The organism is Roseateles puraquae, from assembly GCF_002205845.1.
Lineage (GTDB): Bacteria > Pseudomonadota > Gammaproteobacteria > Burkholderiales > Burkholderiaceae_C > Pelomonas > Pelomonas puraquae.
In genome coordinates, this window is record NZ_NISI01000002.1 from 262,524 (window position 1) to 284,351 (window position 21,828).

Annotated in this window: 18 protein-coding genes and 1 riboswitch; of the genes, 12 read left to right on the forward strand and 6 right to left on the reverse strand. The window is 68.8% G+C overall.

Translation table 11 applies throughout. From position 1 onward, the window contains the following. Positions 1–58 precede the first annotated feature (58 nt). The 4 genes from sppA (at position 59) to metW (ending at position 5,633) form a co-directional block, all read left to right on the forward strand. A complete protein-coding gene (sppA, locus tag CDO81_RS08255; protein WP_088482700.1) occupies positions 59–1,945 on the forward strand; it encodes a signal peptide peptidase SppA in 1,887 nt (628 codons plus the stop codon). A 225-nt stretch (positions 1,946–2,170) separates the two neighbouring features. Continuing rightward, positions 2,171–3,742 carry a methyl-accepting chemotaxis protein gene (locus CDO81_RS08260; RefSeq protein WP_088482701.1) on the forward strand — a complete coding sequence of 524 codons (1,572 nt, stop codon included), beginning with the start codon at positions 2,171–2,173 and terminating at the stop codon, positions 3,740–3,742. 28 nt (positions 3,743–3,770) lie between these two features. After that, a riboswitch (SAM riboswitch) is annotated at positions 3,771–3,846 on the forward strand. 42 nt (positions 3,847–3,888) lie between these two features. Then, positions 3,889–5,061, forward strand: coding sequence for a homoserine O-succinyltransferase MetX (gene metX / locus CDO81_RS08265; RefSeq protein ID WP_088482702.1), 1,173 nt, complete (start codon positions 3,889–3,891; stop codon positions 5,059–5,061). Next, positions 5,058–5,633 carry a methionine biosynthesis protein MetW gene (gene metW, locus CDO81_RS08270; protein ID WP_088482703.1) on the forward strand — a complete coding sequence of 192 codons (576 nt, stop codon included), beginning with the start codon at positions 5,058–5,060 and terminating at the stop codon, positions 5,631–5,633. The genes metX and metW overlap by 4 nt, the downstream gene beginning before the upstream one ends. Before the next feature lie 94 nt (positions 5,634–5,727). Here the strand turns inward: metW and CDO81_RS08275 are convergent, their stop codons facing one another. Then, positions 5,728–5,913 carry a hypothetical protein gene (locus CDO81_RS08275; protein WP_088482704.1) on the reverse strand — a complete coding sequence of 62 codons (186 nt, stop codon included), beginning with the start codon at positions 5,911–5,913 and terminating at the stop codon, positions 5,728–5,730. Positions 5,914–6,069: 156 nt separating this feature from the next. On the opposite strand from CDO81_RS08275, the gene CDO81_RS08280 reads away from it, so the two are divergent. Both CDO81_RS08280 and CDO81_RS08285 read left to right on the forward strand, forming a co-directional pair. Continuing rightward, on the forward strand, positions 6,070–7,545 hold the full coding sequence (locus CDO81_RS08280; protein WP_088482705.1) for a M20 family metallopeptidase: 1,476 nt from the start codon (positions 6,070–6,072) through the stop codon (positions 7,543–7,545). Positions 7,546–7,558: 13 nt separating this feature from the next. Next, complete coding sequence (locus CDO81_RS08285; RefSeq protein WP_088482706.1) at positions 7,559–8,506, forward strand: LysR family transcriptional regulator; 948 nt, start codon at positions 7,559–7,561, stop codon at positions 8,504–8,506. 9 nt (positions 8,507–8,515) lie between these two features. On the opposite strand, the gene CDO81_RS08290 is transcribed toward CDO81_RS08285, so the two are convergent. Then, on the reverse strand, positions 8,516–9,067 hold the full coding sequence (locus tag CDO81_RS08290) for a hypothetical protein (protein ID WP_088482707.1): 552 nt from the start codon (positions 9,065–9,067) through the stop codon (positions 8,516–8,518). 72 nt (positions 9,068–9,139) lie between these two features. Here CDO81_RS08290 and CDO81_RS08295 point away from each other — a divergent pair, with 72 nt between their 5' ends. From CDO81_RS08295 to rsmA, 3 genes are read left to right on the forward strand one after another with little or no spacing between them, the layout of a single operon-like run. Further along, on the forward strand, positions 9,140–11,536 hold the full coding sequence (locus CDO81_RS08295) for an LPS-assembly protein LptD (RefSeq protein ID WP_088482708.1): 2,397 nt from the start codon (positions 9,140–9,142) through the stop codon (positions 11,534–11,536). Further along, positions 11,533–12,831, forward strand: a complete 1,299-nt coding sequence (locus CDO81_RS08300) for a peptidylprolyl isomerase (RefSeq protein ID WP_088482709.1) — start codon at positions 11,533–11,535, stop codon at positions 12,829–12,831. Before CDO81_RS08295 ends, CDO81_RS08300 begins: the two co-directional genes overlap by 4 nt. A gap of 19 nt (positions 12,832–12,850) precedes the next feature. Continuing rightward, positions 12,851–13,654 (forward strand): 16S rRNA (adenine(1518)-N(6)/adenine(1519)-N(6))-dimethyltransferase RsmA, encoded by an 804-nt coding sequence (gene rsmA / locus CDO81_RS08305; RefSeq protein WP_088482710.1) that lies wholly within the window; start codon positions 12,851–12,853, stop codon positions 13,652–13,654. A 304-nt stretch (positions 13,655–13,958) separates the two neighbouring features. Here the strand turns inward: rsmA and CDO81_RS08310 are convergent, their stop codons facing one another. The 3 genes from CDO81_RS08310 to CDO81_RS08320 form a co-directional block, all read right to left on the reverse strand. Further along, positions 13,959–14,354, reverse strand: a complete 396-nt coding sequence (locus CDO81_RS08310; RefSeq protein WP_088482711.1) for a barstar family protein — start codon at positions 14,352–14,354, stop codon at positions 13,959–13,961. 47 nt (positions 14,355–14,401) lie between these two features. Further along, positions 14,402–14,824: a guanyl-specific ribonuclease gene (locus CDO81_RS08315; protein ID WP_168928262.1), complete on the reverse strand. Its 423-nt coding sequence runs from the start codon at positions 14,822–14,824 to the stop codon at positions 14,402–14,404. 248 nt (positions 14,825–15,072) lie between these two features. Further along, complete coding sequence (locus CDO81_RS08320) at positions 15,073–17,370, reverse strand: NADP-dependent malic enzyme (protein WP_088482713.1); 2,298 nt, start codon at positions 17,368–17,370, stop codon at positions 15,073–15,075. A gap of 91 nt (positions 17,371–17,461) precedes the next feature. Between CDO81_RS08320 and thiL the strand changes: the two genes are divergently transcribed. Genes thiL through CDO81_RS08335 form a run of 3 tightly spaced genes read left to right on the forward strand, consistent with a single transcriptional unit; the run spans position 17,462 to position 19,422 of the window. Next, positions 17,462–18,400 carry a thiamine-phosphate kinase gene (gene thiL / locus CDO81_RS08325; protein WP_088482714.1) on the forward strand — a complete coding sequence of 313 codons (939 nt, stop codon included), beginning with the start codon at positions 17,462–17,464 and terminating at the stop codon, positions 18,398–18,400. Continuing rightward, positions 18,397–18,927 carry a phosphatidylglycerophosphatase A family protein gene (locus CDO81_RS08330; RefSeq protein ID WP_088482715.1) on the forward strand — a complete coding sequence of 177 codons (531 nt, stop codon included), beginning with the start codon at positions 18,397–18,399 and terminating at the stop codon, positions 18,925–18,927. The genes thiL and CDO81_RS08330 overlap by 4 nt, the downstream gene beginning before the upstream one ends. 3 nt (positions 18,928–18,930) lie before the next feature. Further along, positions 18,931–19,422 carry a CinA family protein gene (locus CDO81_RS08335; protein ID WP_088482716.1) on the forward strand — a complete coding sequence of 164 codons (492 nt, stop codon included), beginning with the start codon at positions 18,931–18,933 and terminating at the stop codon, positions 19,420–19,422. Between the two features lie 9 nt (positions 19,423–19,431). On the opposite strand, the gene CDO81_RS08340 is transcribed toward CDO81_RS08335, so the two are convergent. Then, positions 19,432–21,825, reverse strand: a complete 2,394-nt coding sequence (locus CDO81_RS08340; protein WP_193466488.1) for a putative bifunctional diguanylate cyclase/phosphodiesterase — start codon at positions 21,823–21,825, stop codon at positions 19,432–19,434. Between the last annotated feature and the right edge of the window lie 3 nt (positions 21,826–21,828).

A 21,828-nucleotide genomic window follows, 5' to 3' on the forward strand; every position in this document is an offset into this window, starting at 1 on the left:
GGATGCTAAGCCCGATGCCTTCACAATGACCGCCACTCCTTCTCGAGGTCATTGCTCCATGAAGTCTTTGTTCTCCGGTATCGGCTGGCTGTTCTCCAAGGCCTGGTGGCTGCTCGACGGCACCCGTCGTGCGCTGATGAACCTGATCGTGCTGCTGCTGATCATCATCGTCGTGACGGCCATCGTCACGCGCGGCCCCAAGCCGCTGGCCGACAAGACGACCCTCGTGCTCAAGCTCGACGGCAACCTGGTCGAGCAGTTCTCCGGCAGCCCGCGCGAGCAACTGATGGCCCAGGCCCAGGGCCGCGGGGTGCCCAAGCAGACCCGCCTGCGGGATGTGCTCGCGGCGCTGGACCAGGCCGCGCGCGATGACAAGATCAGCGCCGTGCTGCTGGATGTCGAGAACTTCGACGCCGCCGGCCTGGCCGGCCTGCACGAGGTGAGCGCGGCCCTGCAGCGCTTCAAGAAGAGCGGCAAGCCGGTGCTCGCCTATGCCGACAGCTACAGCCAGCGGGGCTACTTCCTCGCGGCCCAGGCCAACGAGGTGTACCTGCACCCGATGGGCCTGGTGATGCTGGAAGGTTTCGGCCGTTGGCGCACTTACTACAAGGACGCCCTGGACCGCCTGGGCGTGACCGCCCACGTGGCCAAGGTGGGCACGTACAAGAGCTTTGCCGAGCCCTACACCGCCACCGGCCCGAGCCCCGCCACGATGGAGGCCGAAGGCCTGGTCTATGGCGAGCTGTGGAGCGGCTTCACGCAGGCTGTGGAGGCCGCGCGCAAGCTGGAGGCCGGCAGCATCGGCCGCGACATCGACCAGATCCCGCAGCTGCTGGCTGCCGCCAAGGGCGATGCCGCCCAGATGGCCGTGCAGACCAAGCTCGTCGATGGCCTGAAGACGCGCGACCAGATGCGTGAGCTGCTCATCGCCAAGGGCGCCAAGGACGAAGAGAACAAGACTTTCCGCCAGGTGTCGCTCGGCCAGTACCTCGCCTACGTCAAGAACCCCGGCGCGCCCAACAAGCTGCAGCCGGGGGTGGGCGTGGTTGTGGCCGAGGGCGAGATCATCGACGGCGAGGCTGGCCCGGGTCGCATTGGCGGCGACTCCACTGCCCGCCTCATCCGCAAGGCGCGCGAGGACGAAGGCATCAAGGCCGTCGTGCTGCGTGTGAATTCGCCGGGCGGCAGCGCCTTCGCCTCCGAAATCGTGCGCCGCGAGCTGGAACTGACCCGTGCCGCGGGCAAGTCGGTCGTGGTGTCGATGGGTGACGTGGCGGCCTCCGGCGGCTACTGGATCTCCATGGCCAGCGATGCCGTCATCGCCGATGCCGGCACCATCACTGGCAGCATCGGCGTGTTCGGCATCCTGCCGACGGCCGAAAAGCTGATGGACAAGCTGTCCCTGCACACCGGGGGCGTCACCACCACCTGGCTGGCCGGCGCCGGTGACCCGCGCCGGCCGATGGACCCGCGCTACCTGGCAGCGGTGCAGTCCAGCGTGGAGAACATCTACAGCCGCTTCACGAGCCTGGCGGCGCAGGCCCGCAAGAGCACGCCGGAGAAGATCGACACCGTCGCCCAGGGCCGCATCTGGACGGGCGCCCAGGCCAAGGAACGCGGCTTGGTGGACCGCCTCGGCAGCTTCGACGATGCGGTGCAGGCGGCGGCGCAGCTGGCCAAGCTCGAGGTCAAGGACGGCGAGAAGCCGCGCCTGGCCTATGTGGAGCGTGACCTGAGCCGCAGCGAGCAGCTGATCGCCTCGCTGACCGACGTGCTGGCCCCGCCGCTGGCGGTGGCCGTGGGCCAGGCCCTGGGCCTGGGCCTGGATGCGCTGCCGGCACCGGTCGTGGAGGAGATGGCCGCGCTCAAGGACCTCACCCGCATCGCCACCCGCGGCCAGTGGGACCGTGCGGCCGCGGTGCATTGCCTGTGCGGCGTGCCCTGACGCTGGCGCGGGTGCCTGGTCGCAAAAACCGGTAGCAATCCTCGTTTCCTGCCCCTGCGCCCTCTGGCGCGTGGGGGCCCTTGATCCCGATCATGGCCGCTCAACACACGACGCGGCCAAGATGCGCCGTGCATCAGCCGCAGGTCGGCTGGCGCTTGCCATCACGGATCGAATCATTAGCATGCAGCCGGGCCCGTCGTCGCGCCTGCGCATGGAGGAAAGAGCATGAATATCGCCACCTGGATGCGAAGCTTCACCATCCGAACCCGCATGCACGGGGCCATTGCGATGGTGCTGGCGATGTTTGCCGCCATCGGCCTGACCGGCCTGGCCGGCGGCAAGCGGCTCGCATCGCTGAACGAAGATTTCATGCACCACTCCGTGAAGGAGGTCGGGCATGTGTCGTCCATCCGCCAGGCGCTGGCGGATGTGCGTCTGGCCGAGAAGGACATGGTCATCGCCTACGAGGTGCCCGAGAAGATCCGCCAGGACCGCCAGCGCTGGGATGCGGCGGCCGACCGGCTCGTGGTGTCGCTCAAGGGCCTGCTCGAAGGCGAGGAAGACGAGGACAACCCGCTCGCCCGCGAATCCATCCAGCTGCTGGCCGACTACCGTCAGTCGGCCGACCCGGTGCTCAAGCAGATCGAGGCCGGCAGCTACGACAACGCCCGCGTGGCCGACCGCATGCTCGCCCGCCCCAAGGCCAGCATGGCCGAGATCGAGAAGCGGGTGGAGAAGATCGCCGGCATCATCAATGACGAGGTGGTGAAGACCCAGGGCGAGTTCGACGACGAGATGCGGCTGATCGCCTACCAGTCCCTGGCGGTCCTCGCCCTGATCATGGTGCTGGTCGTGCCGCTGACGCTGATCAACTCCAACACCATCATCAGCCCGATGCGCTATGCCTGCTCGGTGGCGCGGGCAATTGCCGGGGGCGACCTGAACTGCGCCATCCGCGTCGTCGGCCGTGATGAGGCGTCCGAGCTGCTGCAGGCGCTGGACGCGATGCAGAGCAGCCTGCGCAACCTCGTGGGGCAGGTGAAGGCGTCCACGGAAAGCATCGAGGGCGCCAGCAACGAAGTGGCCTCGGGCAACCTCGACCTCAGCCATCGCACCGAGGAGGCGGCCTCCAACCTGCAGCAGACGACGGCCTCGATGGAAGACCTGACCGCCGGCGTGCAGCACGGCGCCGAGGCGGCGCTCAACGCCAAGGAGCTGGCCCTGGGCGCCGCCGAGGTGGCGCGCCGCGGCGGCGAGGAGGTGGCCCAGGTCGTGACCACGATGGACGAGATCAACGCCAGCTCCAAGCGCATCGGCGACATCCTCGGGCTGATCGACAGCATCGCTTTCCAGACCAACATCCTGGCCCTGAATGCCGCTGTCGAAGCGGCCCGTGCTGGTGAGCAGGGGCGCGGCTTTGCCGTGGTGGCCGGCGAGGTGCGGGCTCTGGCCCAACGCTCGGCAGGCGCGGCGCGCGAGATCAAGACCCTGATCGAGGCCAGCGTGGCGCGCACCGACGAAGGCGCGCGGCTGGTGCAGCATGCGGGGCACACGATGCAGGAGATCGTGAATGCCGTGCAGCGGGTCAGCGACATGATCGGCGAGGTGGCAGCCGGCGCGGCCGACCAGAGCGCGCGCATCCAGGAGGTCAACGGCTCGGTCAGCAAGCTCGACCACATGACGCAGCAGAACGCCGCCTTGGTGGAGCAGTCGGCCGCCGCCGCGGAGAGCCTGCGCGAGCAGTCACAGCTGCTGTCGGGTGCGGTGGCGCAGTTCCGCCTGGAGGCGCAGCCCTGACGGGCCTGGCGCGGCGGCGCGCATAGAATCCCGCCACAGCGCCGATTTGTTCCGGATTGCGGGCGCTCTACAAATGCCGCTAAACAGGACTCCGAAACCCGGCGTCCGCAACAGTGGCCGCCGGTTTTTCTTTTTTGGAGTGGCCCATGACAGGCCGTAGCGTCGGCGACGTGTCGCCGCAGAGTTTTCACTTCGACGAGCCGCTGCCGCTGCGCAGCGGCGCGAGCTTCGGCCCCTACGACCTGATGGTCGAGACCTACGGCCAGCTCAATGCCGATCGCAGCAACGCCGTGCTGGTGTGCCATGCGCTCAATGCCAGCCACCACGTGGCGGGCACCTACGCCGGCCAGGCGAAGAGCGAAGGCTGGTGGGACAACCTGATCGGCCCAGGCAAGCCGCTGGACACCGACCGCTTCTTCGTCATCGGCGTCAACAACCTGGGCTCCTGCTTCGGCTCGACCGGCCCGATGCACGTCAACCCCGCGACGGGCCGTGCCTGGGGCGCCGACTTCCCCGTCGTCACCGTGCAGGACTGGGTGGATGCCCAGGCCCGCGTGGTCGAGCGCTTCGGCATCCTGAAGCTGGCCGCCGTGCTGGGCGGCTCGCTCGGGGGCATGCAGGCCCTGGACTGGGCGCTGCGCTACCCGGAGCGGCTGGCGCACTGCATCGCGATCGCGACGGCGCCGAACCTCTCGGCCCAGAACATCGCCTTCAACGAGGTGGCACGCCGAGCCATCGTGACCGACCCCGACTTCCACGGCGGTCACTTCTACGCCCACGGCGTGGTGCCCAAGCGCGGCCTGCGGGTGGCGCGCATGATCGGGCACATCACCTACCTGAGCGACGACGTCATGGCCGAGAAGTTCGGCCGCGAGCTCAAGACCGGCGCGCTCGGCTACAGCACGCAGGAGATCGAGTTCCAGATCGAGAGCTATCTGCGCTACCAGGGCGACAAGTTCAGCGACTACTTCGACGCCAACACCTACCTGCTCATCACCCGGGCGCTCGACTACTTCGACCCCGCGTCCGAACATGGCGGCGACCTGGCGCGGGCCTTCGCGTCGGCGCGGGCCAAGTTCCTGATTGCGAGCTTCACGACCGACTGGCGCTTCTCGCCGCAGCGCTCGCGGGAGATCGTCAAGGCGCTGCTCGACAACCGGTTGGACGTGTCCTATGCCGAGATCGATGCGCCCCACGGCCATGACGCCTTCCTGCTGGACGACCCGCGCTATCACGGGGTGCTGCGGGCCTATTTCGAGCGCATCGCCGAGGGGTTGCCGCGGCCGACCGGCTTCACACTGAAGGGGGTGGCGGTATGAGCTTCGACCCCGCGATCGCGGCCCTCGTGCCGCCCGGCTCCCGCGTGCTCGACCTGGGCTGCGGCACCGGCGAGCTGCTGGAGTACTTGATCAAGCACAAGGGCTGCACGGGCTATGGCGTGGAGCTGGACGACGCCAACCTGCTGGCCTGCGTGAAGCGCGGCGTGAACGTCATCCAGCGCAACCTGGAGGAAGGCCTGTCCATCTTCGAGGACCAGAGCTTTGACGTCGTGCTGCAGCTCGAAACCCTGCAGCATCTGCGCAATGCCGAACAGATGCTCAAGGAGACCGCGCGGGTGGGCAAGATGGGCATCGTCAGCTTCCCCAACTTCGCCCACTGGCCCAACCGGCTGCAGGTCCTGACCGGCCGCATGCCGGTCACGCGGGCGCTGCCCTACGAGTGGTACGACACGCCCAACATCCGCGTCGGGACGTTTGCGGATTTCGAGGTGCTCGCGCGCAAGAACCGGCTCAAGATCCTCGACAGCTTCGGGCTGCAGGCGGGCCGCGTGGTGCGGTCACTGCCGAACCTGATGGCCAGCGTGGCGGTGTTCAAGTTCGAGCGGGAGTGATGGGGGCGGCGATGCCAGCGGCATGGCGCCGCTCGCACATCGCCTGACGGGCCAGCTGAGGGCGGCCCGGCGCTCGGCCCGGGGAGGCCGGGAATCAGGCGGCCTTCTTGTGGCCCTTCTTGGCCTTCTTGTGCTTGGCCTTGGTGGTCTTCTTGCTGGCGGTCTTGACCTTGGCGGCGCTGGTGGCGTGGCTGCCGTGGTGGTGCGGGCTCACGCGGGCTTCGGCGGCCGGGGCGACGAAGGCGATGGCGAGAGCGGCGGCGGTGAGGAGGGCTTTCATGGGGGCTTCCTTGAACGAATACCGAGAGCGTAGCGGATGCAGCTTGCGCCGGGCGGACAGGCCGTGGCGTGGGGGCCGAAGCAAGCCCCGCGCGCGCGACCGGCAAGACGGCGGCCTAAACTCTTTGGATGCGCCACAAGCGCACAAGGAGCCGCCATGAATGCACGAGACCCCCACCTGCCCCTGCAAGCCGATGAAGCCACGGCCCTGGGGGCATTCGCCGAGCGCGTCTGGGACGACGAGATCGTCCCCGCACTGACCGACTACATCGCCATCCCGGCCAAGAGCCCGATGTTCGATGCCGACTGGGCCGCCAACGGCCACATCGAAAAGGTGCTGACCCAGGCCGCCGCCTGGGTCGAGGCCAAGAAGGTGGCGGGCCTGAAGCTCGAAGTGGTGCGCATCCCGGGCCGCACGCCCGTGATCTTCTTCGAGGTACCGTCGACCAAGTCCGGCAGCGACGACACCATCGTGCTCTACGGCCACCTCGACAAGCAGCCCGAGTTCAGCGGCTGGCGCAGCGACCTCGGCCCCTGGACGCCCAAGTACGAAAACGGCCTGCTCTACGGCCGTGGCGGCGCTGACGACGGCTATGCGGTCTACGCCTCGCTCACCGCCATCATGGCGCTGGACCAGCAGGGCATCCCGCGCCCGCGCTGTGTCGGCATCATCGAGACCTGCGAGGAGAGCGGCTCCTACGACCTGCCGGCCTACATCGACATCCTCAAGCCCCGTCTGGGCAACGTCTCGCTCGTCGTCTGCCTGGACTCCGGTGCCGGCAACTACGAGCAGCTGTGGCTCACCACCTCGCTGCGCGGCATGGTGTCGGGCGTGCTCAAGGTGGAGGTGCTGACCGAAGGCATCCACAGCGGTGACGCCTCCGGTGCGGTGCCGTCGAGCTTCCGCATCCTGCGCCAGGTGCTGGACCGCCTGGAAGACAGCAAGACCGGCCGGCTGCTGCCCGAGAGCTTCCACTGCGAGATCCCGGGCGTGCGCCTGGAGCAGGCCCGCGCCACGGCCGCCATCCTGAAGGAAGAGGTCTACAAGCGCATGCCCTGGGCCTGCGGCGCCGATGGCGGCCCCGTGCTGCCCGTGACGACAGATCCGGTCGAGGTGCTGCTCAACCGCACCTGGCGGCCGACGCTGTCGGTGGTGGGCGTCGATGGCTTCCCGGAGCTGAAAAACGCCGGCAACGTGCTGCGCCCCTACACCGCCTTCAAGCTCAGCCTGCGCCTGCCGCCGCTGATCGACGGCAACGAGGCGGCGCTCAAGCTCAAGGCCCTGCTGGAGGACAACGCGCCCTACAACGCCAAGGTCACCTTCACGCCCGATGGCCGGGCCGGTGCCTTCGGCGCCACAGGCTGGAACACGCCGGACCTGTCGCCCTGGCTCAGCCAGGCGCTCAACGACGCCAGCCAGACGCACTTTGGCGCGCCGGTCGGCTACATCGGCCAGGGCGGCACCATCCCGCTGATGAGCATGCTGCAGAAGGGCTTCCCGAAGGCGCAGATGATGGTTTGCGGCGTGCTGGGCCCCAAGAGCAATGCCCACGGGCCGAATGAGTTCCTGCATGTGCCCTACGGCAAGCGGCTGACGGCCGCGGTGGCCCAGGTCATGGCCGCCCACCCCTGAGCGACGCGGCCGGATGGACCAGCTCCGCGCGATCAAGGTTTTCGTCCGCGTCATCGACGAGGGCAGCTTCGCCGGGGCAGCCCGGGCGCTGGACCTGGCGCCGGCCGTGGTCACGCGGCTGGTCGCCGAGCTGGAGGAGCATCTCGGCGCCCGGCTGCTCAATCGCACGACGCGGCGGTTGTCGCTCACCGAGATCGGCGACGCCTACCTGGAGCGCGCGCGGCGCATCCTGGCCGATGTGGAGGAGGCCGCAGCCCTCGCGGCTTCGGCCACCCAGGAGGTGCGCGGCCTGCTGCGGGTGCTGTGCCCGCCTGCGATTGCCGTGCACCAGCTCGCCAAGCACCTGCCCAAGTTCCATCGCGACTACCCGGCGGTGACGCTGGAGATCACGTCGCCCGGCCCGGTCAGCACGGTGGACGACAGCTACGACCTGACCATCTTCCTGACCCGCGAGGTGCCCGACGGCGACTTCATCGCCCGGCTGCTGGCGCGCAGCGAGTTCATCATGTGCGCCTCGCCCGAGTACCTGGACCGGCGCGGCCGGCCTGAGCATCCGCGCGACCTCAAGCAGCACGACGCCCTGCTGCCGCCTACCGCGGCCCTGGCCCGCGGCCTCACGCTGCAAAGCGGTGACGGCAGCGAGGAGATCACCCTGCCCATCGTGCCCTCGCGGGCCGCGCTGGCCACGACGCACATGGACACCAACTACGCTGCCGCCCTGCACGGGCTGGGCGTGGCCGGCCTGCCGAGCTTCATCGTGGAAGACGCGCTGCTGGAACAGGCGCTGGAGCGGGTCATGCCGCAATGGCGACTGTTCGGCACGACGATCTGGGCCGGCATGCCGACCCGCAAATACGTGCCGGCGCGCACGCGGGCCTTTCTGGACTTCCTGCTGGAAGTCTTCGGCGGTGAGGACAAGGACCCCTGGCTGGTGGCGGCCGGCTGCGCGACGCGCGCCTGAGCCGGCGGGTCACTTCAGCGTGAAGCCCAGCTCGAAGAACTCCGGGTGGCGAGCCTCCATCGCGCGCTTGAGCGGGCTGAGCGCCACATAGCGCGAGGCCGTCTTGACGACGTAGGCCAGCAGCCGGCGCTCCTCGGCGTGGCCTTGGCCCAACAGCACGAGGTGGTGGCGCAGCGCGCTCCATTCCAGCCGGCGCCAGTACTCGCCGAAGTCAGCCGCCAGGTCTTCATCCAGCTGGCCCGCTGCGCGGCTGGCCTCCCAGTGGCGCACGGCCCAATCGATTTCCTGGGCTTCGTCCCAGGCCAGCTCGGCGGGCCGCAGCAGCGCGGCGATGCCCTCGGTGGCGGCGCCTTGCGGGGCGTCGTCGAGCAGGCGTTGCAGCACGGTGTCGAGCCCGCTGTCCGCGATGCGGGCCAGGCCGGCGCGCAGTGCATCGGCCTGCGGCGGCACCAGCGCCGGCGGCTGCTGGCGCAGTTCGGCGCAGGCGGCGCGCATGAGCCGATCGGCGTCGGCGGGTTGGGCGAGGAGGGCGGCGAGAAAGTCTGAAGTCGGCAAGGTCATGGCAGCGGGAGCCCTCGTGGATAATGAAATTCTAAGAACCGCCGGCCCCGGCATCCTCACCGACTCCGAGCCTTGTCCCTGCCCGTGCCGCGCTCGTTCCATCTTCCCCGCCCCGCTCCCCTCACCACGCTGATCGCCCTGGCGCTGTGCGCCTGGGAGGCATCTGCCCAGCAAGCCCCCGCCGAAGCCCCCGAGGCCAGCCTGCCGCTGCGCAACAGCCGCGTGCTGGGTGCCCCCGCCAAGCCGGGCTCGACCAAGCCGGCCCTGGTCATTTCCGCCGCCAAGCTGTCGGCGCAGATGGACCAGCAGGCCGAGGGCAGCGACGGCGTCGAGCTGCGCTACGGCGAGCTGCTGCTGAACACCGACAAGCTCACCTACCGCGTCGTGGACGACTTCGCCCGCGCCGAGGGCAACGTGCGCATCAACCACAACGGCAATGTCTTCACCGGCCCGTTGCTGCAGATGTACGTGAGCCGCTTCGAGGGCGAGTTCCTGACGCCGAGCTTCTTCCTCGCCGCCACCGGCGGCGCGGGTACGGCCAAGGTGGTGCGCTTCCAGGACAGCGAGCACATGAGCGCGGTCGACGGCAACTACAGCAGCTGCCCGGCCGTGGAGGGCCAGGAGCCGGCCTGGCAGGTCACGGCCCGCCAGCTGCGCCTGGACCTGGCCGCCAACGAGGGTGAAGCGGACGGCGCCGTGCTGCGCTTCCTGGGCGTGCCCATCCTGGCCGCGCCGTCCATGAGCTTCCCGCTGAGTTCGGCCCGCAAGTCGGGCTGGCTGCCGCCCAACATCTTCCTGGACAGCCGCAGCGGCCTGGAAACCGGCGTGCCGTACTACTGGAACATCGCGCCGCAGCGGGACGCCACGTTCACGCCCTTCGTGATGACCAAGCGCGGCGTGGGCCTGGACAGCGAGTTCCGCTATCTGGAGCCTGACCATGCCGGCCGCATCAACGTCGACCTGCTGCCGGGCGACCGGGTGTTCGGCCGCTCGCGCTGGAGCCTGAAGTTCAACAACGACGGCAAGATGTTTGGCGACTGGCGCTATCGCTTGAAGAGCGAGCGCGTGTCCGACGACGACTACTGGAAGGACATGTCGCGTCGCGTCGAGAGCCAGACGCCGCGACTGCTGGCCACCGACTTCACGTTGAACCGCCAGCGCGAGCTGTCCTGGGGCGTCATCGACACCTATACCCGCGTGCAGCGCTGGCAGACCCTGCAGGGCACCGACGCGCTGTCGCAGTTCGATTCGCCCTACCAGCGCAGCCCGCAGATCGGTGCGCGCGTGACCACGGCCGCCGACGAGGCCGTGCTGGACAGCTTCCGCCCCTGGGGCCGCAAGGCGCGGCTGGAGGGCGGCCTGGAGCTCGAATACAACCGCTTCGACCTGCCCAGCTCGGCGCTGGCGGCGCAGCCGCGTGGCGGCCAGCGGGTGCATGCGCTCGGCCACGTGGCGGCACCTCTGGGTGGCGAGGCGTGGTGGTTCATCCCGCGAGCGTCGTTCAATGCGGCGGCCTACGACCTCGACCAGGTCCAGGCGGACGGCCGCCGGCGCATGAGCCGCGTCATCCCGACGCTGAGCATCGACCACGGCTGGGTGTTCGAGCGCGACACGCGACTGTTCGGCCGCGACGTGCGCCAGAGCCTGGAGCCGCGGCTGCTGTACGTGAACACGCCGTTCCGCGACCAGTCCAACCTGCCCAACTTCGATTCGGCGGCCAAGGACTTCAATTTCGATTCCATCTACACCGACAACCCCTTCTCGGGTGTGGACCGGGTGTCGGACCTGCATGCGCTCAGCGTGGGCGCCACCAGCCGCTGGGTCAGCGCCGCGCAGGGCGAGGAGATCCTGCGCCTGGGCGCGGTGCAGCGCTTCCTGTTCCGCGACCAGCGCATCACGCCGGACGGCCAGCCGGTCACGCAGCGCTTCTCTGACCTGCTGCTGGCCGCGGCAGCCCACCTGGACGAACGCTGGTGGGCCGACGGCACGCTGGAGTTCAACCCCGAGACCAACCGCTCGGTGCGCTCGGTCATGCGCGCACGCTATTCGCCCGGCCCGTTCAAGACCATGAGCGTGGCCTACCGCTTTGCGCGCGCGCAGAGCGAGCAGGTGGAGCTGGCCTGGCAGTGGCCCATCTACGGCACGCCCGTCACTTCACGCGGTGCCAACAGCAACTCCTGCGGTGGCGCCTGGTACAGCGCGGGTCGCGTGCAGTACTCGCTGCGCGACAAGCGCCTGACCGACTCGGTGCTCGGCTTCGAGTACGACGCCGGCTGCTGGGTCATGCGCTGGGGCGTGGAACGGCTGTCCACCGGCCGCGCCGAAACCAAGACGCAGCTGATGTTCCAGCTGGAGCTGGTCGGCCTGTCACAGGTGGGTTCAAACGCCCTCAAGGTCTTGAAGGACAATGTGCCCGGTTACCGCAGGCTGAGCTCCGACCGCTCACCGAGTTCAGATTTCCAACCATGATGCTTCGTCTCGCTCCCCTCGTGCTCGCCCTGGTCGCTTTCCAGGCGTCGGCACAAAAAACCAACCTGCAGCCGGGGGACTACATCGCCGCGGTCGTCAACCAGGACGTCGTGGCGGCCAGCGAGGTGGTGCAGCGCACCGAGCGCCTGCGCCAGGAGGCACGCCAGCGCGGCGAGGTGATGCCCGAGACGGCTGGCCTGCGCAAGCAGGCCCTGGAGGCCCTCATCGAGGACCGCGTGCTGGTCACCTACGCCCGCGAGAACGGTGCGCGGGTGGACGAAGCCGAGCTGGATCGCGTGGTGGCCAACGTGGCCGCACAGAACAAGCTGACCATGGACCAGCTGCGCGAGCGGCTCAAGCAGGACGGCACCGACTACAAGAGCTTCCGCGAGAACCTGCGCGACCAGATGATGACCGAGCGCGTTCGCGAGCGCGAAGTGCAGGGGCGCATCAAGGTGTCCGACGCCGAGATCGACGCCTACCTCGACAAGAAGCGCGCCGACCTCGACAGCGGCGGCATGATCAACCTGGCCCAGGTGCTGGTGCCGGTGCCCGAGGGGGCGCCCGAGAGCGTCGTGGCCGAGCGTCGGGCGCGCGCCGACGCGGCGATGGCCCGCATCAAGGCCGGTGAAGACTTCGCCAAGGTCGCGCGCGAGGTGTCCGAGGACGGCAACAAGGCCCGCGGCGGCGAGATCGGCCTGCGTCCGGCGGACAAGCTGCCGGACATCTTCGTCACGGCCGTCAAGGGCCTGAAGAGCGGCGAGGTGGCGCCCGAACTGCTGCGCAGCGGCGCCGGCTTTCACATCCTGAAGGTGGTCGAGCGCCAGGGCGGCTCGTCGCTGACCCAGAGCGTGCAGACCCATGCCCGCCACATCCTGCTGCGCCCGTCGGCCCAGCTGACCGCCGAAGTGGCGGCACGCCGGCTGGCCGAGTACAAGCGCCAGATCGAAAGCGGCCAGGCCAAGTTCGAGGACATCGCCAAGGCTTACTCCGAAGACGGCAGCGCCCCCGAGGGCGGCGACCTGGGCTGGATGGGTGCGGGTGGCTTCGTGCCTGAGTTCGAGGAAGCGATGAACGCGCTGCCGCTGAAGGGCATCTCCGGCCCGGTGGTGTCGCGTTTCGGCGTGCACCTGATCCAGGTGCTGGAGCGCCGCACGGTCGAGGTCGAGATGAAGCAGCTGCGCGAGCAGGCCCGGGCGGCCCTGCGCGAGCAGAAGTACGACGAGGCTTACCAGGAGTGGGTCAAAGACCTGCGCAACAAGGCTTTCGTCGAGGTCCGCGAATGGCAGGACTGACCGGTCGCTGCGGACGCGCGTGAAGTCGCACATCCCCCGCAAGCGCTTCGGTCAGCACTTCCTGACCGACACGGCGCTGATCGAGTCCATCGTCGACCTGATCGACCCGCAGGACGGCGAAACCCTGGTGGAGATCGGGCCCGGCCTGGGCGCAATGACGCTGCCGCTGCTGGCGCGCATCCCCAAAGGCTCGGTGCCGCTGACCGTCATCGAGCTGGACCGTGACCTGGCCGCGCGGCTGCGCAAGCGCGATGACGTCGAGGTCATCGAGAGCGACGTGCTCAAGGTCGACTTCCATGCGCTGGCCGTGGCCAAGGCCGCCAAGCTGCGCGTGGTGGGCAACCTGCCCTACAACATCTCCACGCCCATCCTGTTTCACCTGCTCGAGGTGGTGGACGACGTGGTCGACCAGCACTTCATGCTGCAGAAGGAAGTCGTCGACCGCATGGCCGCGGGCCCCGGCAGCAAGGACTACGGTCGCCTGAGCGTGATGCTGCAGTGGCGTTACGACATCGAGTCGGTGCTGGACGTACCACCCGAAGCCTTTGACCCGCCGCCGCGGGTGGACTCCGCCATCGTGCGCATGCTGCCCCTGCCGCAACCGCCGGCCGTGGACCGCGTGCTGCTGGGCGAGCTCGTGGCCAGCGCCTTCTCCCAACGCCGCAAGCTGCTGCGCCACAGCCTCGGCCACTGGCTGGCTGAACGCGGCTATTCGGGCCACTTCGACCTACAGCGCCGCGCGGAGGAAGTGCCCGTCCACGAATTCGTGGACCTGGCCCTGAAGGTCCAGGCGCAAACCCCAGAAACAACAAAGCCCGCCTGAGCGGGCCTGAGCCAGAAACAACAAAGCCCGCCAAGGCGGGCTTTGTTTCCTCCAGCAGCTGCAGCGGAACCGGCTTCGCCGGGCCGCGAGCAGCGCCCCCTCGGGGGGGCCGGCGTCAGCCGGTACGGGGGGTCTCGTCAAGCAGCATTGAGCCACATGGACGTGTCGAAGGCACTGCACATCATCGGCATGTTCATGCCGAAGTTGGGATTGCCAATCGTCTTCGCGCTTTTCGGCGCAGGCTTTTCAACCACCGGGGCCACCTCAGCAGCCCGCTCCCATGACCCGTTTTCTTGGGAGCGGGCTACTGAAAAGAATAGAAACACCGGAAGGGCACCTTCCGGTCGGCCCAGTAGTCGGCCGTATCGCGGAAGACGTCGAGCAACTGCTCCCGCGCTTCGCGGTCGAAGCGCACGTTGTCGGGCAACTGCTCCAGCACCACCACGAAGCCCGGCTGGCTGCCGGCCTTGTGGACGAGGTCGGTCATGCAGTCATGCAGGGCGTCCAGGTTCTTGCCGAAGTGAGCAGGGAAGAGGAAGGCCTGCGCGATGCCGTCGAGCACGTCCTGCTTGGACTGCGCCTCCGACAGGTTGGCGTACAGGAAATGCTGGCCCGCTTCTTGAGCGGCCTGCATCAAGTCCTCGACCCGGTAGGCCCGTATGGCCTGCACGATATTGGGACGGACGGTCTGCAAAAGCATGGTCGCGTTCCTCCTTTCAAGTCACAAAACTGCCGAACCTTCGACCTTCACCGGCCGGCTTCGGCGCGGATGCGCTTGAAGCTGGCATAGTGATCGTCGGTGTAATAACAAACCTCGGGCGCCGTGGGCGGGGTGCCGCCACAGACGAGACGACGAGCGCCTCGGTTGCGAGCGCCAGGGGTTTTCACCGTGTATTCGCGATAGAAGCCGCGAGCCTTGCGGGGCAGCAGGCGCTCGCGATTGCCGAACACCACGCCATCCTTGCTGTAGGGAAACGGGCCGCCGGCGAGTACGAGCCGGTGGGTTTCCTGCGCCTGGACAGGCAGCTCGCTCAGCCAAATCTCGGCCAGAGCGGGCGTTGCGGTGGGGGGAGCTTCCTTGGCTTGCACGCCCCCGGCCAAGCCGGAAAGCAGCAGGGCGGTGGTGACCGCCGAGGCGCCGGAGCGCGCCAGCCACGAGAGCAAAGACACGGGTTTACCCTGAACGGAAAACCTCAATGGTACCGAAGCGACCCCAAAAGCTCAAGCCGCCGACGTGCGGCCGAGTCTGGATTGGGGCCTTGTGAGCCGGCGCTCACATGCCAATAAGTAATTGATTCTTCAGGGCTTGTGACGTCCCTGTGACGAAGTTTTCGGCATGAAAACTTCTGTCAATTGGGGGAGTCAGGGCCGGCGGAGCCTGTTCTTCCGCCGTTCCTGGTTGTCGCCTGAATGAAGGTTCAGGTGCGCGCGGCGTTGGCGTCAGCCACGGTCAAGGCCGTCATGTTGACGATGCGGCGCACCGTGGCCGAGGGTGTCAGCACATGCACCGGCTTGGCCGCGCCGAGCAGCACCGGGCCGATGGCGATGCCGCCGCCGGCCGCCGTCTTGAGCAGGTTGTAGGAGATGTTGGCCGCGTCGATGTTGGGCAGCACGAGCAGGTTGGCCTCGCCGGTCAGTGGGCTGTGCGGCATGAGCTGCTTGCGGTAGGGCGCGTCGAGCGCGGTGTCGCCGTGCATCTCGCCATCGACTTCCAGCCAGGGCGCGAGTTGCTGGATGAGCGCGAGCGTGTCGCGCATCTTCACGGCCGAGGGCTTGTCGCTGGTGCCGAAGTTGCTGTGCGACAGCAGCGCGGCCTTCGGTGTCAGGCCGAAGCGGCACATCTCCTGCGCGGCCATGATGGTGATCTCGGCGAGCTGCTCGGCGGTCGGGTCGTAGTTGACGTGGGTGTCGACCAGCATGACCTGGCGGCCCGGCAGGATCAGGCCGTTCATGCAGGCGTAGGTCTTGACGCCGGCGCGCTTGCCGATGACCTGGTCGATGTACTGCAGGTGGGTGGCCGTGGTGCCCCAGGTGCCGCAGAGCATGCCGTCGACCTCGCCCTTGTGCAGCAGCATCGTGCTGATCAGGGTGAGGCGGCGGCGCATCTCGATCTTGGCGAGCTGCTGGGTGACGCCCTTGCGCTCGGTCATGCGCAGATAGGTCTGCCAGTAGTCGCGGTAGCGGTCGTCGTGCTCGACGTTGACGACGTCGTAGTCGCGACCATGCTGCAGGCGCAGCCCGAAGCGCTCGATGCGCTCGGCGATCACGGCCGGCCGGCCCACCAGCGTCGGCCGCGCGAGGGCTTCGTCGACGACGACCTGGGCGGCGCGCAGCACGCGCTCCTCCTCACCCTCGGCATAGGCGACGCGCTTGTTCGGCGCGCGCTTGGCGGCGGTGAAGATGGGCTTCATGGTGTTGCCCGAGGCGTAGACGAAGCTCTGCAGCTTCTCGCGATAGGCATCCCAGTCCTGGATGGGGCGGGCCGCCACGCCGGAGTCAGCCGCGGCCTTGGCCACGGCCGGCGCGATGCGCATCATCAGGCGCGGGTCGAAGGGCTTGGGGATGAGGTACTCGGGCCCGAAGGACAGCGTTGCGCCGACGTAGGCGGCGGCCACCACTTCGCTCTGCTCGGCCTGGGCCAGCTCGGCGATCGCCTGCACCGCCGCGATCTCCATTTCGACGTTGATCGTCGTGGCGCCGGAGTCCAGCGCACCGCGGAAGATGTAGGGGAAGCACAGGACGTTGTTGACCTGGTTCGGGTAGTCGGTGCGGCCGGTGGCCATGATGGCGTCGTCACGCACCGCCTTGACTTCTTCCGGCAGGATCTCGGGCGTCGGGTTGGCCAGCGCGAAGATCAGTGGCCGGGCGGCCATGCTGGCCACCATGTCGGCCTTCAGCACGCCGCCGGCCGACAGGCCCAGGAAGACGTCGGCGCCCTGGATGACCTCGCGCAACGAGCGAGCCTCGGTCTTCTGGGCGTACTCGGCCTTGTCGGGGTCCATCAGCTCGGTGCGGCCTTCGTAGACGACGCCGGCCAGGTCGGTCACCCAGATGTTCTCGCGCGGCAGGCCCAGCTTGACCAGCAGGTTCAGGCAGGCGAGTGCCGCCGCGCCCGCGCCCGACGTGACCAGCTTGACTTGCGTGATGTCCTTGCCGACGACCTTCAGACCATTCAGGAAGGCCGCGCCCACGACGATGGCGGTGCCGTGCTGGTCGTCGTGGAAGACGGGGATCTTCATGCGCTCGCGCAGCTTGCGCTCGACGTAGAAGCAGTCCGGCGCCTTGATGTCTTCAAGGTTGATGCCGCCGAAGGTGGGCTCCAGCGCGGCGATCACGTCGACGAGCTTGTCCAGGTCGTTCTCGGCGACTTCGAGGTCGAAGACGTCGATGCCGGCGAACTTCTTGAACAGCACGCCCTTGCCTTCCATCACCGGCTTGGACGCCAGCGGCCCGATATTGCCCAGGCCCAGCACCGCGGTGCCGTTGGTGACCACGGCCACCAGGTTGCCGCGCGAGGTGTAGCGGTAGGCGTTGGCCGGGTCGGCCACGATCTCTTCGCAGGCCGCCGCCACGCCGGGCGAGTAGGCCAGCGCCAGGTCGCGCTGGTTGATCAGCTGCTTGGTCGGCGCGATGGCGATCTTGCCGGGCGTCGGGAACTCGTGATATTCGAGAGCGGCCTGGCGGAGTTGGGCGCGTTTTTCTTCTGAGCTGGACATGGCGGGAGGATCACAAAGGCCGACGGGGTGGGAATCATGCCACTGCCCCCGGACCCGGGTGCTGTGGACATCCACAAGGTCTAATGGCGGCATGGGCGAGTTCGATCTGATCCGGCGCTTTTTCCAGCGCCCTGCAGCGGCCGGTGTGGAGGTGGGCGTGGGCGACGACTGCGCGGTGCTCGTGCCCACGCCGGGCGCGCGCTGGCTGGTGTCCAGCGACATGCTGGTCGAAGGCCGGCACTTCCTGTCCACCGTTGACCCCGCGCGTCTGGGGCACAAGGCGCTGGCCGTCAACCTGAGTGACCTGGCCGCCTGCGGTGCTACGCCGCGCGGCTTCACGCTGGCGCTGGCGCTGCCGCGGGCGGACGAGGCCTGGCTGGCCGGCTTTGCCCAAGGCCTGTGGGCGCTGGCGGATGCCAGTGGCATCCCGCTGATCGGCGGTGACACCACGCAAGGCCCGCTGAACCTGTGCCTCACCGTCTTCGGCGAAGCCCCGCCCGGCCAGGCGTTGCTGCGCAGTGGCGCGCGGGTGGGTGACGAGATCTGGGTGTCGGGTCGGCTGGGTGATGCGCGGCTCGCGCTGGAGGTGTTCCGTGGCCGCGTGGTGCTGGCCGGCGAGGCCTTCGAGCAGGTGCGGGTGGCGATGGAGCTGCCCACGCCGCGCCTGGCGCTGGGCCAGGCCCTGCGTGGCGTGGCCACCGCGGCCCTCGACATCTCCGACGGGCTGCTCGGCGACCTCGGCCACCTGCTCGCGGCCTCGGGCGTCGGCGCCACGCTCGAACTCGCGGCCCTGCCGCGCAGCGCCGTGCTGGCCGTGCAGCCGCCGGCCGTGCAGCAGGAATGCCTGCTGGCCGGCGGCGATGACTACGAACTCGTCTTCACCGCGCCGCCGGGTGCCCGCCTGCCTGACGTCGGTGTGCCCCTGACCCGCATCGGCCGCATCGAGGCCGCACCGGGGCTGCGGGTCGTGGATGCACGCGGCGAGCGTGTGGACCACGGCCTGCGTTCCTTCGATCATTTCCAGTCATGACCGTTTCCGCGCCCATCCGCCCCACGCCTGCCTTCATGTGGGGCCACCCCGCGCGCTGGATTGCGCTGGGTTTCGGCAGCGGCCTGAGCCCCAAGGCCCCCGGTACGGTCGGCACGCTGTGGGCCTGGCTGGTGTTCGCCGTACTGGCGCCCTGGATGAACGACCTGGCCTGGGCGGTGCTGATCGGTGGCGGCACGCTGGTGGGCTGGTGGGCCTGCACCGTCACCGCGCGCCAGCTCCACACGCCCGACCCCAGCGCGGTGGTGTGGGACGAGGTGGTGGCCTTCTGGCTCATCCTGTGGCTCATCGGGCCGGCCTCGTGGCTGGCGCAGGCGGTGGCCTTCGGCCTGTTCCGGCTGTTCGATGCCGTCAAGGTCGGGCCCGTGGGCTGGGCCGACCGACTGTTCAAGATTGAACGCGGCCAGCCGATCGGCTGGGCGCAGGGCTTCGGCATCCTGTTCGATGACTTCGTCGCGGCGGGCTGCACGCTGGTCGTGTTCGCCGCCGGGCGGCATTTTCTCGGGTGACGCATGTTTGCCAACGACGCTGATCTCCTGCACCGCATCGCCGCCGCACTGCTGCGCCGGCACGAATGCTTCGGCACTGCGGAGAGCTGCACCGGCGGCCTGATCGCGGCCGCCTGCACCGACCTGCCGGGCTCCAGCCAGTGGTTCGAGCGGGGTGTGGTGACCTACAGCAACGAGGCCAAGACCGAGTTGCTCGGCGTGCCCGCCGCGCTGATCGCCCGCCACGGCGCCGTCAGTGCCGAGGTGGCCGAACGCATGGCCGCCGGCCTGCTCGAACGCGCGCCGCTGCACTGGGCGCTGGCCGTCACCGGCATCGCCGGCCCGACGGGGGGCAGCGCCGAGAAGCCGGTCGGCACCGTCTGGCTGGCACTGGCGCAGCGGGGGCAGTCGGTGCAGGTGTGGCGTGAGCTGTTCGGTGGTGATCGCCAGGCGGTGCGCCTTCAGACGCTGCGTGCGGGCCTTGGCGCGCTGGACCGCGCGCTGCGGCAGCCCTGAGCTTGCGCCTCAGCCCAGCTTGGCCAGCTGGCTGTCCGCGGAGATGATGGATGGGTCGGGCGCCTGCCAGTCGCGCATCCAGTCGATGAACTGCTCCTGCGGCATCGGTTTGCTGATGTAGTAGCCCTGGCCTTCATCACAGCCCAGCCGTGCCAGCATCGCCCAGGCCTTGATCGTCTCCAGGCCTTCGGCCACCACCGTCAGGCCGAGGTTGTGGGCGAGCTCGATGGTGGACCGCACGATGCGCGCATCGTCCAGGTCGCGCTCCATCGCCATGACGAAGCTCTTGTCGATCTTGAGCTCGTCCACCGGCAGCCGCTTCAGGTAGGCCAGCGACGAGTAGCCGGTGCCGAAGTCGTCGATGGACAGCTTGAAGCCCATGGCGTGCAGATGCTCCAGTGTGGACAGCGCCCGCTCGGGGTCGTCCATGATGGCGCTCTCGGTGATCTCCAGGCACAAGGTCTCGGCGGGCACCTTCAGCGGCGCCATCAGGGCCTCGATCTTGGCCGGCAGGTCCTGGTCCATCAGGTCGCGCGTGGAAAGGTTGACCGACAAACGCAGCGTCAGCCCGGCGTCGGCCGCCTGGCGGGCGAACTGCGCCGCGCCCGCCAGCACCCAGGCGCTGAGCATGCGGATGAAGCCCGTCTGCTCGGCAAATGGAATGAACTGCATCGGCGGCACCAGGCCGCGCGTGGGGTGCTGCCAGCGCACCAGGGCCTCGGCGCCCACCACGCGACGCTGCGCCAGGTCCACCTTGGGCTGCAGGAACAAGCGCAGCTCGTTGTTCTCGACGGCGCGGCGCAGCTCCGACAGCAGGGACAGCGACTCCTGGCTGCCTGCGTCCAGCGCGGCGTGATAGATCAGGCTGCCGCACTGGCGGCTCTTGGCCGCATACATGGCCAGCTCGGCCCGGCCCAGCAGCAGGCCCACTTCGTCACCATGCTCCGGGAAGAGTGCAATGCCGATGCCGGCGCCAAGGTCGACGGTTTCGTCATCGATCTGCAGCGGCCGCTCGAAATCCTTCAGGATGGCCACGGCCGCCTCGCTGGCGGTGCGTGCGTCGGCATGGGCCAGCAGGATGGCGAACTCGTCGCCCGACAGCCGCGCCAGCACGGCGTTGTCAGCCGCGCACAGGGCTCGCAGCCGTTCGGCCACGCTTTGCAGCAGTCGGTCGCCGACGTCATGGCCGAGCACGTCGTTGACGTGCTTGAAGCGGTCCAGGTCGAGCATCAGCACCGCGCCGGGCAGGGGGCTGTGCTCCAGCACATGCTGCACGACCTCGGCGAAGCGCGCCCGGTTGGGCAACTGGGTGAGCGGGTCGACGTAGGCGAGGTTGTTGACCAGCACATCGCGGCGGCGGATGCCTTCGCGCATGGCTTCCAGTGCCACCGCCAGCTCGCGCACTTCGTGCAGCCGCGACGTGCTCGGCACCGGGGTGTCGTAGTCGCCAGCTTCCAGCCGCCCCGCCGCAGCGGACAGTGCCGTGATCGGATTGCTGATGCCACGTGCCAGCAGCACGCTGACCGCGGCGAACACCGCCACGCCGAGCAGGGTCAGGCCGAGCATCACGAGTTGCAGCTGCTGGTAGGGCGCGAGCGCGGCATCGAGCGAGCGCAGCAGCAGCACGCCCAGCGGCTGCTCGCCCCCGATGAGGGCCACGAAGCGGGCACGCATGCGCTCGCCCGCCAGGGTCAGGTTGCCATCACTGGGCACCTCGCGGCCGAGCTGGCTGCGCAGGGCCGTGGAAGCATTGGCGTCCAGGTTGTCGACGATGTCGGCCCAGGGTTGTGACGGGCTTTGCAGCAGCAGTGCGCCCTGCAGCTCGGACAGGGCCTGCAGGTCCACCAGCACCTCGCGATCGAGCGCGAAGGCCATCAGCACCCAGCCCACGGGGGCCGGCGTGCGCACTTGCACCGCCACCACCTGGTAGACCTGCCCGCCCTGCACCGCCAGCGCCGCGCTGTCGTTGCTGCGGATGATCTGCGCCAAGGCACTGCCGAAGGCGGCGGAGCCCTCGCGGGTGGCGGCAATCAGCTGCTGCTGGTCGTCGAAGTAGGCGACGACCGAGGCGCCCACGCGCGCCCCCTGGTTGACCAGGGCGTCCTTGATGGTCTCGACGGTATCGGCCTCGGCCAGCGACAGGCCGACCGTGCTGCGAAAGCCGTAGTCCTTGGCCAGCAGCTCGGCAGCGTCGCGCAGCTTGCCGGCGCGTTGCTCCAGCAGGCGGCGCAGCACGCGCTCGCCGGTCTGCAGCTCAGCACCGAGTGACTGCTCGGCGTTGTGCGTGATGCTCGCGTGGATGATGCCGAAGCTGGCCAGCTGCACCACCAGCAGCAGTGCCAGGAAGAGGGCCACGATGCGCCCTTCCAGGCGCCGCAGGTTCAGCCAGGCAGGCAAGCTCATCGC

Coding starts and splice junctions, on each gene's coding strand:
- CDO81_RS08260 (WP_088482701.1), top strand. CDS start 2,171: ATGAATATCGCCACCTGGATGCGAAGCTTCACCATCCGAACCCGCATG.
- CDO81_RS08320 (WP_088482713.1), bottom strand. CDS start 17,370: ATGTCCAGCTCAGAAGAAAAACGCGCCCAACTCCGCCAGGCCGCTCTC.
- CDO81_RS08280 (WP_088482705.1), top strand. CDS start 6,070: ATGAATGCACGAGACCCCCACCTGCCCCTGCAAGCCGATGAAGCCACG.
- metX (WP_088482702.1), top strand. CDS start 3,889: ATGACAGGCCGTAGCGTCGGCGACGTGTCGCCGCAGAGTTTTCACTTC.
- CDO81_RS08330 (WP_088482715.1), top strand. CDS start 18,397: ATGACCGTTTCCGCGCCCATCCGCCCCACGCCTGCCTTCATGTGGGGC.
- CDO81_RS08335 (WP_088482716.1), top strand. CDS start 18,931: ATGTTTGCCAACGACGCTGATCTCCTGCACCGCATCGCCGCCGCACTG.
- CDO81_RS08340 (WP_193466488.1), bottom strand. CDS start 21,825: ATGAGCTTGCCTGCCTGGCTGAACCTGCGGCGCCTGGAAGGGCGCATC.
- thiL (WP_088482714.1), top strand. CDS start 17,462: ATGGGCGAGTTCGATCTGATCCGGCGCTTTTTCCAGCGCCCTGCAGCG.
- CDO81_RS08290 (WP_088482707.1), bottom strand. CDS start 9,067: ATGACCTTGCCGACTTCAGACTTTCTCGCCGCCCTCCTCGCCCAACCC.
- CDO81_RS08285 (WP_088482706.1), top strand. CDS start 7,559: ATGGACCAGCTCCGCGCGATCAAGGTTTTCGTCCGCGTCATCGACGAG.
- CDO81_RS08310 (WP_088482711.1), bottom strand. CDS start 14,354: ATGCTTTTGCAGACCGTCCGTCCCAATATCGTGCAGGCCATACGGGCC.
- CDO81_RS08300 (WP_088482709.1), top strand. CDS start 11,533: ATGATGCTTCGTCTCGCTCCCCTCGTGCTCGCCCTGGTCGCTTTCCAG.
- metW (WP_088482703.1), top strand. CDS start 5,058: ATGAGCTTCGACCCCGCGATCGCGGCCCTCGTGCCGCCCGGCTCCCGC.
- CDO81_RS08275 (WP_088482704.1), bottom strand. CDS start 5,913: ATGAAAGCCCTCCTCACCGCCGCCGCTCTCGCCATCGCCTTCGTCGCC.
- sppA (WP_088482700.1), top strand. CDS start 59: ATGAAGTCTTTGTTCTCCGGTATCGGCTGGCTGTTCTCCAAGGCCTGG.